The 12,456-nt window shown below is 31.3% G+C and carries 14 protein-coding genes and 1 other RNA gene; 8 read left to right on the forward strand and 7 right to left on the reverse strand.

What is annotated here, in order from left to right:
- The first annotated feature begins 9 nt into the window (after window positions 1–9).
- On the forward strand, window positions 10–1,197 hold the full coding sequence (locus G9F70_RS06090) for an AI-2E family transporter (protein WP_164945279.1): 1,188 nt from the start codon (window positions 10–12) through the stop codon (window positions 1,195–1,197).
- Window positions 1,198–1,270: 73 nt separating this feature from the next.
- On the opposite strand, the gene G9F70_RS06095 is transcribed toward G9F70_RS06090, so the two are convergent.
- Window positions 1,271–1,762 carry a C40 family peptidase gene (locus G9F70_RS06095; RefSeq protein ID WP_164945280.1) on the reverse strand — a complete coding sequence of 164 codons (492 nt, stop codon included), beginning with the start codon at window positions 1,760–1,762 and terminating at the stop codon, window positions 1,271–1,273.
- Window positions 1,763–1,885: 123 nt separating this feature from the next.
- Here G9F70_RS06095 and G9F70_RS06100 point away from each other — a divergent pair, with 123 nt between their 5' ends.
- The 3 genes from G9F70_RS06100 (at window position 1,886) to G9F70_RS06110 (ending at window position 3,784) form a co-directional block, all read left to right on the forward strand.
- On the forward strand, window positions 1,886–2,101 hold the full coding sequence (locus G9F70_RS06100; RefSeq protein ID WP_224617450.1) for a hypothetical protein: 216 nt from the start codon (window positions 1,886–1,888) through the stop codon (window positions 2,099–2,101).
- Between the two features lie 15 nt (window positions 2,102–2,116).
- On the forward strand, window positions 2,117–2,233 hold the full coding sequence (locus tag G9F70_RS06105; RefSeq protein ID WP_164945282.1) for a substrate-binding domain-containing protein: 117 nt from the start codon (window positions 2,117–2,119) through the stop codon (window positions 2,231–2,233).
- Window positions 2,234–2,341: 108 nt separating this feature from the next.
- Window positions 2,342–3,784, forward strand: a complete 1,443-nt coding sequence (locus G9F70_RS06110; RefSeq protein ID WP_164945283.1) for an NAD(P)/FAD-dependent oxidoreductase — start codon at window positions 2,342–2,344, stop codon at window positions 3,782–3,784.
- Window positions 3,785–3,787: 3 nt separating this feature from the next.
- On the opposite strand, the gene thiT is transcribed toward G9F70_RS06110, so the two are convergent.
- Window positions 3,788–4,420: an energy-coupled thiamine transporter ThiT gene (thiT, locus tag G9F70_RS06115; RefSeq protein WP_164945284.1), complete on the reverse strand. Its 633-nt coding sequence runs from the start codon at window positions 4,418–4,420 to the stop codon at window positions 3,788–3,790.
- 143 nt (window positions 4,421–4,563) lie between these two features.
- Here thiT and rnpB point away from each other — a divergent pair.
- The 4 genes from rnpB (at window position 4,564) to G9F70_RS06135 (ending at window position 8,573) form a co-directional block, all read left to right on the forward strand.
- An RNA gene (gene rnpB, locus G9F70_RS06120) (RNase P RNA component class A) lies at window positions 4,564–4,941 on the forward strand.
- Window positions 4,942–5,093: 152 nt separating this feature from the next.
- Window positions 5,094–5,663, forward strand: coding sequence for a hypothetical protein (locus tag G9F70_RS06125; protein WP_164945285.1), 570 nt, complete (start codon window positions 5,094–5,096; stop codon window positions 5,661–5,663).
- A gap of 50 nt (window positions 5,664–5,713) precedes the next feature.
- Window positions 5,714–6,406, forward strand: a complete 693-nt coding sequence (locus tag G9F70_RS06130; protein WP_164945286.1) for a response regulator transcription factor — start codon at window positions 5,714–5,716, stop codon at window positions 6,404–6,406.
- On the forward strand, window positions 6,384–8,573 hold the full coding sequence (locus G9F70_RS06135; protein WP_318010989.1) for a histidine kinase dimerization/phospho-acceptor domain-containing protein: 2,190 nt from the start codon (window positions 6,384–6,386) through the stop codon (window positions 8,571–8,573). The genes G9F70_RS06130 and G9F70_RS06135 overlap by 23 nt, the downstream gene beginning before the upstream one ends.
- Window positions 8,574–8,650: 77 nt before the next feature.
- On the opposite strand, the gene G9F70_RS06140 is transcribed toward G9F70_RS06135, so the two are convergent.
- The 5 genes from G9F70_RS06140 to G9F70_RS06160 are packed head-to-tail and all read right to left on the reverse strand — an operon-like array spanning window position 8,651 to window position 12,376.
- Complete coding sequence (locus G9F70_RS06140; protein WP_202882626.1) at window positions 8,651–9,601, reverse strand: ABC transporter permease; 951 nt, start codon at window positions 9,599–9,601, stop codon at window positions 8,651–8,653.
- Entirely contained in the window at window positions 9,594–10,514 is a 921-nt protein-coding gene (locus G9F70_RS06145; RefSeq protein ID WP_164945287.1) for an ABC transporter ATP-binding protein, read from the reverse strand. The genes G9F70_RS06140 and G9F70_RS06145 overlap by 8 nt, the downstream gene beginning before the upstream one ends.
- Before the next feature lie 44 nt (window positions 10,515–10,558).
- On the reverse strand, window positions 10,559–11,311 hold the full coding sequence (locus G9F70_RS06150) for a hypothetical protein (RefSeq protein WP_164945288.1): 753 nt from the start codon (window positions 11,309–11,311) through the stop codon (window positions 10,559–10,561).
- Window positions 11,311–12,006, reverse strand: coding sequence for an ABC transporter ATP-binding protein (locus G9F70_RS06155; protein ID WP_164945289.1), 696 nt, complete (start codon window positions 12,004–12,006; stop codon window positions 11,311–11,313). The genes G9F70_RS06150 and G9F70_RS06155 overlap by 1 nt, the downstream gene beginning before the upstream one ends.
- Entirely contained in the window at window positions 11,999–12,376 is a 378-nt protein-coding gene (locus tag G9F70_RS06160) for a GntR family transcriptional regulator (protein WP_164945290.1), read from the reverse strand. The genes G9F70_RS06155 and G9F70_RS06160 overlap by 8 nt, the downstream gene beginning before the upstream one ends.
- Window positions 12,377–12,456: the final 80 nt, after the last annotated feature.

The raw sequence follows: 12,456 nt of genomic DNA on the forward strand, positions 1-12,456 counted from the left end.
GAGGGTAAGATGAGAATAGATAAAAAATTATTAAAATACTGTTTATATGCTACAGGGACCGTGCTTCTAATTTATATAGGCATAACGATTTTAAATAATATAGGTGATATATTTTCGCTATTATCAAGTACAATAGGAAAAATAATTGGACTTGTGAAACCGCTTCTTATGGCATTAATAATTGTATATATATTGAAACCTGTGGTGCAAATTATTGAAAAATTCTTAGAAAAGAAAAGAATATTTAAAAAGGCATCTACTAGAAGAGCAGTTGGAATTATAGGAGTGTATACATTAGTAATTGCTGTTTTCATAGCTATTGTTAGTGGAATATATATTATGGTTGGCGGAAAAATTTCTAATAATATAACCATAGCTAATATGACAGAATATCTAACTAATTATTTAAAGAACTCTACACTGTCAGTTAGCGCTATTAGTGAAAAGTTAGAAAGGACAAATATTTCAATATTAGGAGATTTAAATGGTAAGATTGCTAAAATCGTAAGCTATATACAATCATATTTTTCTACAAGTATTGGAGCAATGACAAATTCTGCTGTATCTATAGGAGGAAATATAGCTTCCTTTTTTATAGCTATAGTATTAAGTATTTATTTAATACAGGACTCTAAGTACTTTATAGATTTGTGGAATAAAATTTTTAATCTTATATTTCGAAAAAGTAAAGCTGGGAATAAGGTAAAAGAAATATTATCTATTATAGATGATACATTTTATAAATATATAAGAGGACAATTATTAGAAGCTTGTATTGTAGGAGTTTTATCAGGCGCTGTGCTGTATTTTATTGGAATAGATTATGCTTTAATAATAGGAATCATTGCAGGTATTTGTAATATGATACCATATATCGGACCTATTGTTGGAACTATTCTTGCAGTAATTATGGCATTATTAAGTGGACAACCTATTACAGCAGTATGGGCAACTATTGGAATGATTGTAGTTCAACAAGTTGATAACAACTTGCTGGCACCTAAAATTGTTGGAAATAGTGTGGGACTACATCCTGTATTCACAATGCTTGCGATTATTATAGGAGGAAGTTTAAGTGGACTTATAGGGATGCTAATAGCTGTACCTATTGCTGCTTCTTTGAAAATATTAATTAGTAAATGGTATATTTCTCACATGGAGCAATTAACTAGAGAAGCAAATAATGGTGAGGAATAATTTCCACATGATGGTAAAGGGCATCTGCATATTTAAATATGTAGATGCCCTTTAATTTATTATAGCTTTGCTACTATAATACCCTTCTGGCTGTGTTATAATTTGGCATATATTTTAGTTCTGCAATTTTAACACTTGACCCTGGCTTAGGTGAGTGTATAAAATTACCATCACCAACGTAAATGCCAACATGACTTATTACACTACCAAAAAAAACCAAATCTCCTATACGCAAGTTAGCTTTACTAACCACTGTGCCTTTTGATGTTTGACTTTCTGCGGTGCGTGGTAATGTTATGTTAAAATTATTAAAAACATGCATAGTAAAACCAGAGCAATCAAATCCAGCTTTGGTAGTTCCACCGCTTTTATAGGGTATACCGGTGAGTTTCTTTGCATAGGCTACAATATCAGCGCCTGTAAGCTTAGTTTCTTTTGAGGCTAATTCAACACTGTTTGTCCCAAATACAATTTCTGTAGCTTGTACATTCGTACAGCGTATACCGATTGATCCTGCAAAAATTAAAGCAAGAGCAAACGATGCAACACTTTTAACTTTTTTCATCAATATTCCCCCTATGTTTATAACTTGTAACCCTTTTGTAACCGTTTCCTAATTGTAGTATTCTACATAAATATGGAAATTCCTTTTATAAAACAAATATTAATGTAATTCTTTGTGAATTAAATGAAGAAGAATTTGAAAAAAAATAGACATTTTATAAAAGATGAAATTTGCGTGCGGCGTGCAAAGCATGCTACTATAAATATAATAAATTACTTAGAAGACCTAGATCATAAAAACATTGGATTTGTTAGTGGAAAAGAATATATTAACGGGGATAAAGAAATCTTTGTTGATAGACGTGAAAGGACATATAAAGAAGAAATGCAGCCTATATAAATAGATAATGATTCTATGGCAATAGGGGCCTACAGAACTATAAGCGAAGCAGGTTTGAAAATACCAGAAGACATTAGTATTGTATCCTATAATGACAATATAACCTGTCGCACAGTAAATAAAAACCTATAAAGTATAAATATCTATTATAATACAGATATTTATACTATAATAGGTATTAACAAAGATTAATTATTTAAATTCAAATACTAATAATAATAGGTTAAGAGGGAGATATTTATGTATGATATAGTTATTATAGGAGCAGGAGTAGTAGGATCCGCTATAGCTAGAAACCTTTCAAGATACAATTTGAAAATAGGTATTTTAGAAAAAGAAGATGATGTTTCAACTGGAGCGTCAAAAGCCAATAGTGGAATAGTTCATGGGGGATATGCGGCTAAGTATGGTACATTAAAAGGACAATTATGTGGAAAAGGTAATAAAATGTACAGAAAGCTCCAGGAAGAATTAAATTTTGGATACAGGAAAACAGGAGCTTTGGTCATTGGATTTGATGAAGAGGACGAGAAGAAAATTAAGGAGCTTTATGAAAATGGTCTAAAAATGGGGTGCGATGATTTAGAGATAATAAGAGGAGAGAAACTAAAAGAAATAGAGCCAAATTTAAATAGTGATGTAACGGTAGCACTATATGCTAAAAGTGTAGGGGTTACCTCACCTTATGAATTTACTATTGCATTAGTAGAAAATGCTATTTCAAATGGTGTAGAGCTTAAGCTTTTAAGTGAAGTATTATCTATAGAAAATTTAGAAGAAAAATTTATGGTACATACAAATAAAGAGGACATTGAAGCAAGATACGTTATAAATGCTGCTGGGCGTTGCAGCGATAAAATAGCTAATATGCTAGGTATGGATGATTTTAAAATAATGCCTAAAAAAGGTCAATATATCTTGATGGGAAAAGATCAAGGTCACTTGGTGAATACTGTTATTTTTCAAGTCCCCACAGATAAAGGTAAAGGAATATTAGTAACTACAACTTATCATGGTAATTTTATGATAGGACCTAACTCAGAAGAAATAAGTGATAAAGATGATGTAGCAACTACAACTGAGACTTTAAAAGATGTTATAGACACAGCTAGAAGGTCTATACCTGATTTTGATGTAAGAAAGACATTAACTACTTTTTCAGGTATAAGAGCTAGTAGCAATACGGGGGATTTTATTATTGAGGAAAGCCCCGTTAAAAGATTCATAAATGTGGCTGGTATAGATTCACCAGGACTTACATCATCACCAGCAATAGCTGAGATGGTAGCGGATATACTTGTGAAATCAGGAGTAGTGCTTCAGGAGAAAGATAATTTTATTTCATATAGAAAAGGAATAATAGTTAAAAAAGATAATAATTTTCATGGAAAAATTGATGATGAAGATCCAGCAAAGAATATAATATGCAGATGTGAGGTAGTTACAGAAGCAGAAATTGTGGATGCTATTCATAGAAATATACCCATTAACTCTACAGATGCTATTAAAAGAAGGACAAGAGCAGGAATGGGAACTTGCCAAGCAAATTTTTGTAGATCTAGAGTTAAGGCTATAATAGCTAGAGAACTTAATATTGATGTGGATAAAGTAACAGTAAGAGGAAATAGTTCATCTAAAACACCTATTAGAGCGGAAATAAATTTGATTAGGAAATTGAAATAATAATTAGCTATTTAAGACTATTTTGGATAATCGTTTTAACGGTAAAATTGCAATAATTACACAGGTAAGAATGGTTTCCACACCCATGTATGAACCGTTATATAAAAATGAATATAAATAAACCGAGGTTCCCTTTGGAGCATAACTTCCGAAGAATACCACACCAGATATAAAATGGCATGCAAATCGTGCTAGCATTGCGAGGATTACTCCCATAAGTTTTCCGTTAATATTGCTGTATCTAAAATAACCAACTATTCCAATAGCCATAAAGGGAAGTGGATAATCAAATAGAACTTGCACAGGATGGAGAGCAACTGGGGTCATTAGAAAATTAATAATTCCAAATAAGAATCCTGTTAAAAACCCAACTTCGGGACCATAAAAAAGTGCAATAAGTACTATGGGAACCATACTTCCAGCGGTAATGCTACCGCCTTGTGGCAATTTTAATACCGTTATAAATTGTAATACTGTAGCTAATGCAATAGATAAACCAACTAAGGTTATCATGTGTGTAGTAAATTTAATTTTCCTGATTTTTAAAACTGCATAGATTAATAAGAGCAGGCCTAATAGCGCAAAAATAGCAATAGGACTTTTTGTAAGTTCAGTGATTCTTTGGTTGAAATTCATTTAAATAGCCTCCACATATTGTACTACAGAAGTATTATTATTATTTACTTTAATTATACAATAATATGGTATATTTTACAATGTTTTTGAGGGATTAGAAATAAATTCGACATTTGCGATGAAATGTGATAAAATAGTTAATGCAAGTAAGCCAGACAATCGCTGCTGTAGAAATACAGGAGAGGAAAGTCCGAGCTCCATAGGGCAAGGGTGCTGGCTAACTACCAGTGGAGGCGACTCTAAGGAAAGTGCAACAGAGATATACCGCTAAAGGTATTCTTAAAGGTCAGTTTTTCTGAACTTTTGAATATACTAGTAAGGGTGGAAAGGCGAGGTAAGAGCTCACCAGCGCAATGGCGACTTTGCGGCTATGTAAACCCCATCTGGAGCAAGATCGAATAGGAAAGCATTTTGGGACTGCCCGTCCCGCTTTCGGGTGTATCGCTTGAGCCTATTGGTAACAATAGGCCTAGATAGATGATTGTCTAATACAGAACTCGGCTTATAGACTTACTCGCAAAAAAACACTAGCATTTGCTAGTGTTTTTTTATTTTCAAAATATTAGAGTAGTTTTTTCATTTTCTTAATAAATTTGTAAGAATTATGATAAGTATTTTGTAAAAGGTACCTTGTATAATTATTTATAGTTAGTTATATGGGGGGGGATATCAAATGAAAAAGGCAATGTTAATTATATTTGTGCTAGTGATAACAAGTATGGCAATAATGTTTTCGAAAAATATTAAACAGAATGCGCAAGCAGAAGGTATATCCATAAATGAAAATATATATAATTTTCTAGAGGATGGATCAAATCGAAGAGATCTCTATAATGCAGCCATAAAATTAAATAAGGGAAGTTCTGCGAATACATGTGTTTATTTTATGGCTGAAGTACTAAGGAAAAATAATTTCATGGTGCCTATGGAAACAAGCAATACAGAACAACTTATATCTTTACTTACAGAAAAGGGATTTAAACAACAAAGGAATTATAAAAAATTAATGCCTGGAGATATATGTTTTACTACAAATGACAATGGGAATAAAAACGGATTTCCTACTCATACCTATATATTCATGAAGTGGGTAAACAAAGGCAACTACGATTATGCCTATATATGTGACAATCAAGCAAAGGATTATAAGGGTAAAGTCTATCATATTAGAAATATAAATGTTGTAACTAAATCCAATGGTTTTGATAAAGATGCGTTTGCATTCTTCATGAGAAAGGGCTGATTGTAAAGTTTACTAATTAAGATATATAATAGGGGTAAGGGGTGATTGTCATGACTAAGTTTAATGTTTTAATTGTAGACGATGAATATGAAATAAGAGAAGCCATAGAAATATATTTAAAAAACGAAGGTATAACAGTACTTCATGCTATAGATGGTATAGAAGCCTTAGAGATTTTGAAAGCAGAAGAAGTTCACCTTATATTAATGGATATAATGATGCCTAGAATGGATGGAATTAAAGCTACCTTTAAAATCAGGGAAAGTAAAAACATCCCAATAATAATGCTATCAGCTAGATCAGAAGATAGTGATAAAATACTAGGTCTTAATATAGGTGCAGATGATTATATTACAAAGCCCTTTAATCCAATGGAACTTATAGCTAGAGTTAAATCACAGCTGAGAAGATATACAAGCCTTGGCAATTATAAAGAAAGCCATAATGAGATAAATGTACGTGGACTTATATTAAATAAAGACTCAAAAATGGTAACAGTGGAAGATAAAGAAATGAGTCTAACAGCTATTGAATATAAGATATTGGAACTTTTAATGGCAAACAAGGGAAGGGTATTTTCAATTGAAGAAATATATGAAAGAGTTTGGGAAGAAGCCTTTTATAATGGAGAAAATACTGTGTCAGTTCATATAAGGAGAATAAGGGAGAAGATAGAGATAAACCCAAAAGAACCTAAATATTTAAAGGTGGTGTGGGGTATTGGATATAAAATCGAAAAATAAATATATATATATTGCAGCTTTTATTATATGTGTATATATGTTTGGACTTTCAGCCTTGTCAGCAATAGACGTTATAAATAATAAAAATCACCTAGAATCAGAGTCATATTTTACTAGCTCAGAGTTTGAAAATGAATTAGTTGGTTATTTTAATAATTTACAAGCACTCAGTGGAGTATATAAAGATTATTCAAAGAAATCAGATGATCAAAAGGTTACAAAAGCAGAGTTAGCGTCAGCTAAAACCTTGTATGATTCTAACTTGAGAAACAAAGAGGATGAAATAAACAGTAAATATATGAATGAGATATTAGCAGCAGAAAAAGAAGGTATTAAGGCGACTGTTAGTAGGCTAACAGAGGAAAAAAATAAAGAACTTGATAAATTGAAGAAGGAGAACACAAAAACTTTAAAGGATTTTACAAAGGAAATAGCTGCATATAAAACTAAAGACTATGAAAATGTTAAAAAAGCTGTAGAGGGAAAGAGTATAATAAAGTACTATATAACAAGAGGGAAAAACAATGTTGTAGATACTAATATGGTCAATGTATCAGATATAGATTTATATGTAAAAAATAATGCCCTGTATAGTATGCAATTTCCAGGAAAAGACTTGAAAAATAATAGTGAAATGGCGTCAATAAATCAGTGGTTTGCTGAAAATGGTAAAAAAGGATATTTTATTATTCCACAGGATATAGATCAAAATAGTTATGTATATGGCAATTACATTTATTATAATTCTGTAGGACAGAGAATTATTAAAGAGATAGTAATAGGAGCTGTATCATTTAGTATAGGACTTTTCATGTTAGTATATATAATATATATATTAAAGAAAAACAATAAGGAAATAGATTTTACTGGGAAATTAACAAAGTGGTACAACAAAGTACCCTTAGACGCGAGGGTATTTATATTTATAATTTACTCATTTATAATGAATGTATATTTAAATACAGTGGTATTCTTCTATAAACCATATAGTTTAGGACAACTTCATAAACTTACTATTGTAGCATTTTATATATTCTACTTTATTTTTAATGTAAGGATGGTAGCTAATTTAAAAAGAAATAAAGAGGAGTTTAGAGCAGAGATAAAAAAATGCCTGCTTTATAAATTATCTATTTTTATGAAAGAAAGCCCCATGACTAAAACTACTAAGTTTAAAGTAAGAGGAATTATCATACTTACTTTGCTGGCAGGAGTAGCGATACTAGCTGCATTTATTGCTTTAATGTCCCACTCAATTGTTATAATAATACCAATAGCGTATGTACTTTGTTACCTGTTATTTATATTAATTTACTCCTTTAATATAATTAAAGTTTTTGGAAGTATTGTAAAAGGAACGGAGGAAATAGTTTCAGGAAACCTTAATTATACTATAGAAGAAAAGGGGAGAGGTGACCTTTTTAAACTAGCCCATAACATAAATAATATGAAGGCTGGGTTTAAAAAATCCCTTGAAAATGAGATAAAAAGTGAAAGGCTTAAGTCTGAACTCATAACTAATGTGTCTCATGACTTGAAAACTCCACTTACATCCATTATAAATTATGTTGATTTGCTAAAAAAAGAAGGCTTATCTAAAGAAGAATCACAAGGGTATATAGATGTATTAGATAGAAAATCTCAGAGACTTAAAATACTTATAGATGACTTATTTGAAGCTTCTAAGATGGCTAGTGGCGCAGTAGAACTTAATATGGAAAAAGTAGATGTAACTGCATTACTTTCGCAAGCCTTAGCAGAGCTTCATGAGAAAATTAATAATTCATCCTTAATATTTAAGTTAAAGGTGCCTAAAGAAAAAGTCTATGCTAATTTAGATGGGAAAAAGACTTGGAGAGTATTTGAAAATCTCATAAATAACATATTAAAATACTCGCTTCCGAGTACTAGAGTATATATTGATTTAGTAGTGGATGATTATAAAATAATTATAACTATGAAAAATATTTCCTCTTATGAAATGGATTTTGACAAAGAAGAAATATTCGAAAGATTTATTAGGGGAGATAAGTCTAGAAATACTGAAGGGTCAGGTCTAGGACTTTCCATTGCTAAGAGCATTTTAGAGCTTCAAGGAGGAAATCTTAGTATTGAAATTGATGGAGACTTATTTAAAGCCAAGGTAACTGTACCATGCTATCCATAAGCTTAATTAATTGTTCAAGAAAATAGAGACAGAGCTTGTCAGTTTGATGACAAGCTCTGTTTTAAGTAATATAAATATTATGCTACTATATCTCTTTTGGTAAAACCTATATATGAAATAACATTAAAGATTACAAAATATACTATAAGCACAATAATTGAAAATGTCATTGTCATTCCTTCAACTAATGGCTGTCCATTAATGTATTGATCCAAATTCGTATTTGTAAATAAAATATATTTTGACCAATTATATCTAAGAAGTAGCATTGTTGCGGTATTCCCTATAGTTAGAAGAAAAACTCCAATGCCTATAGCCATTGAACTATTACGGAAAACTGAAGAAATCATAAATGCTAGAGTAACCATCATGACTAAGCTTACACACTGAAGTCCGTAAAGTGCCATCATATGTGTTATCATATTAACTTCAGTAATTATTCCACTTGAATTTGTAAGGAATGGTGTACCTGCACCTTTAAAGCTAAATAATATTCCTCCAAGAAGGAATGATACTATGAAAAGTGCTAAAAGCATTAAAAGAGTATAGCCTATAACAGAAATATATTTTGAAAGTAGAATTTTAAAGCGTTTTGAAGGTCTAATTAGTAATAGTTTAATTGTGCCTCCTGAAAACTCATTGGCTACTATTCCACCACCCATTACAATGGCAAAAAGAGATATTAAAGATATTAGGCCACTTGTAGTATTTACAAATCCCCATAGGGATTTATCTTGCAGAGGTTGTATATCATTTTTAAGCCTATATTCATTAGTTTGTAAATCCTTTGTAATGCTATCCTTGTCTTTTTCAGATATTCCTGGCTCAGCCAATGATTTTTTTAGCTTCTGATTTTGAATTGCTATGTCTGCTTTCCAATCACTTTTAGGCGCCTGGGTGCCCGTAAATCTAGATACCAGTCCAATTACTAATATCAGAAGAACTAATATTCCCGTCATTATCCATGTGCTAATGCTATGAGAAAGCTTCATATTTTCATTACGAACTAAATTTATTATATTACGCAATTTCATTACCCCCTGTCATTTCTAAGAATTTTTTCTCTAAGCTTTGTTGTTCCCTGCGAACGCCGTAAATTTTAATTCCCTGGCCCACAAGTTTTTCAACTAACTCAGGTATATTTTCTACATTTTCTATGATTTCTATTTCTTTATCCTTTATTTCTGGTTTATATTTGTTACTAAGACTTTCTAAATATGTTTTTGCCTTTTCAATTGGCGTAACTGTTAGAGCTATAACTGAATCTACCTCATCTTCAAGCATTTCCTTCATATCCTGGACTTTAACCAATTTTCCATTTTGCAAAATTCCTACCCTATCACACATAAGTTCCATTTCTGAAAGCAAGTGACTTGATACAATTACTGCAACATTTTCTTCTCTTGCCAGGGTCCGCAAATGATCACGTAATTCATGAATTCCAGCAGGATCTAGCCCATTAGTAGGTTCATCTAATACCAATAGTTTTGGAGAGTTAAGTAGTGCTTGTGCAACCCCTAGTCTTTGGCGCATCCCTAGCGAATATGTCTTTATTTTGTTGTGTATTGTTTTTTCAAGGCCCACAATTTTTATAACCTCATCGATACGTTCCTTCTTTAAATTTGGGTACATTCGAAAGTAATGAAGGAGATTTTGATATCCTGTTAAATATTTATACAAATCTGGATTTTCAATAATCCCACCTACCTTAGCAATGGCCTTTTCAAAATCCTTCTCAACATTAATTCCATCAATATACATTTCACCTTTAGTAATAGACATAAGTCCTAAAAGCATTTTAATAGTAGTAGTTTTACCTGCACCATTTGGTCCCAGAAATCCAAACACCTCACCGGAACGTACGTCAAAAGTAAGGTCATCTATTATCACTTTTTTACCGATTTTTTTTGTAACATTCTTAATTTGTACTATAGTTTTCATTTGTATGTTCAACCTCCTGATATTAGTTTTAAATTATTACGAGTTTATGATAGATCTAATTTTTTATCTATTAAATAGGTAGTGCTTATGAAGAATCCTATAAAAGTAATTATATCAAATATGGTACTAGCAATATTTAATCTTCCACCTGAAATAGACAAACCAGAATTAGATGCTCCAAAATTATTAGCTATTGAAGAACCACCGAAGTTAAGTGTTTGAGGAAATATGCTGGTAATTTTAGTAGATAGCCAGCTTAGTGCTATTGATAGTACTATGAAAATTATAAAAGAACCTATTTTCCCTAATTTTTTACCTTTTAAAGCTACTTTGCCAATAACCATGCAGAAATATATGAAAGTTAAGGAAGAAAAAACACTCCATATATATACAATCATAGAGAAGAACACTTGATTGAGCTTAAAATCTTTAAATAAATTAAAAAATGTTTTGTCTGGTACAGTAAAATTAAACATTAAAATGGATACAAAAAGGACAATAGATATTTGGATTAAAGCGGTTATCAGCCTTGAGGCTATTATTGATACACCAGATTGTGGAAGTGTAAAAAATAAGTATCCTTCGTCTCCATGTAAATATTTGCTCATGATTTTTAATGAGGATATAAAAATTACTATTATGGCACCAATAATTATGCACGCAGAGAATCCAGGTACTGCAACGTCCCAGGTATCTCTCTTTGTCATAAGAAATAAGTTAGCAATTATAACAGATATACAACTACCAAGTATGGTTAAAAAATTTGATCTTAATTCATATTTTATAAGCTTAAACATTATTGAAATACCTCCCTGTACAATTCATCAATTGACTTTTTCTTATCTAGTCTTAACTCTTCGGCATTACCTTGTAGTACTACCTTTCCATCAGATATAAATGCTACATCATCGAAAATTCGTTCTATATCATTTACAAGATGTGTAGTAATTAGCATAGAACTATTTTCACTAAAATTATTAACTATAGCATTTAATATTTGTTCTCTAGTGGTAGGGTCTACGCCACCAAGTGGTTCATCAAGTATATAAAGTTTTGCGGCTCTTGAAAGTACCAAGGTAAGCTTCAACTTTTCCTTCATTCCCTTTGATAGGCTTTTTACACTGCTATTTTCATCAAGTTTCATAAATAGAAGCATTTCCTTTGCTTTTTTTTCATCAAAATCAGAATAAAAGTCCTTGAAATACCTCACAGCATCTTTTATTTTCATCCATTTTAGAAGATATTCATTATCAGGCAAATAGGAAACTATAGATTTTGTATAAACACCAGGCTTTTGACCATCTATTAGTATTTCCCCGCTAGACGCATGAAGAATGCCGGCTGCTATTTTTAAAAAGGTAGTTTTACCGCTACCATTAGGGCCAAGAAGTCCTACAATTTTTCCAGGCATTATTTCTAGGTCTACTCCTCGCAAGGCTTTTTTATTTAAGTAGGACTTACATATTCCTTCAGATTTTAATATATTAGTCATTCTGTTTTACCTCCGTAGTTTCATTTGAAATAGATTCAATTATTTCATTAGTAGTAAAGCCTAAGCTTTTCATTCTAAGTATAAAGGAATCTATAACTTCCTTTGCCATTTCTTTTTTTAAATTATCTACCATATTTTTCTCCTCCCCAACAAATGTTCCGGTGCCCCTTTGTGTAAAAACAATTCCAAGTCTTTCAAGCTCTTGATAGGATCTTTGAAGTGTATTTGGATTTACCTTCAAATTTATTGCCATTTCCCGTACTGAAGGTAATTTGTCATTTGATTTTAACTTTCCTGTAACGATGTTCATTTTTATAAGGTCCATAATTTGTAGATATATAGGCGTTTTGTCATTAAAGGTTGTATCCATTATTCCATCTCCTTTGAGAAAGTGCATCTATGTTCTAGTGACATATGTTAATAGTACACTAGAACATTAGCAGTGTCAAC

Source organism: Clostridium sp. FP1, from assembly GCF_011065975.2.
Lineage (GTDB): Bacteria > Bacillota > Clostridia > Clostridiales > Clostridiaceae > Clostridium_AD > Clostridium_AD tagluense.

What these genes read in the sequence shown, in the direction of transcription:
- G9F70_RS06090 (WP_164945279.1), top strand. Translation starts at nt 10, where the DNA reads ATGAGAATAGATAAAAAATTATTAAAATACTGTTTATATGCTACAGGG.
- G9F70_RS06095 (WP_164945280.1), bottom strand. Translation starts at nt 1,762, where the DNA reads ATGAAAAAAGTTAAAAGTGTTGCATCGTTTGCTCTTGCTTTAATTTTT.
- G9F70_RS06100 (WP_224617450.1), top strand. Translation starts at nt 1,886, where the DNA reads ATGAAGAAGAATTTGAAAAAAAATAGACATTTTATAAAAGATGAAATT.
- G9F70_RS06105 (WP_164945282.1), top strand. Translation starts at nt 2,117, where the DNA reads ATGGCAATAGGGGCCTACAGAACTATAAGCGAAGCAGGTTTGAAAATA.
- G9F70_RS06110 (WP_164945283.1), top strand. Translation starts at nt 2,342, where the DNA reads ATGTATGATATAGTTATTATAGGAGCAGGAGTAGTAGGATCCGCTATA.
- thiT (WP_164945284.1), bottom strand. Translation starts at nt 4,420, where the DNA reads ATGAATTTCAACCAAAGAATCACTGAACTTACAAAAAGTCCTATTGCT.
- G9F70_RS06125 (WP_164945285.1), top strand. Translation starts at nt 5,094, where the DNA reads ATGAAAAAGGCAATGTTAATTATATTTGTGCTAGTGATAACAAGTATG.
- G9F70_RS06130 (WP_164945286.1), top strand. Translation starts at nt 5,714, where the DNA reads ATGACTAAGTTTAATGTTTTAATTGTAGACGATGAATATGAAATAAGA.
- G9F70_RS06145 (WP_164945287.1), bottom strand. Translation starts at nt 10,514, where the DNA reads ATGAAAACTATAGTACAAATTAAGAATGTTACAAAAAAAATCGGTAAA.
- G9F70_RS06150 (WP_164945288.1), bottom strand. Translation starts at nt 11,311, where the DNA reads ATGTTTAAGCTTATAAAATATGAATTAAGATCAAATTTTTTAACCATA.
- G9F70_RS06155 (WP_164945289.1), bottom strand. Translation starts at nt 12,006, where the DNA reads ATGACTAATATATTAAAATCTGAAGGAATATGTAAGTCCTACTTAAAT.
- G9F70_RS06160 (WP_164945290.1), bottom strand. Translation starts at nt 12,376, where the DNA reads ATGGATACAACCTTTAATGACAAAACGCCTATATATCTACAAATTATG.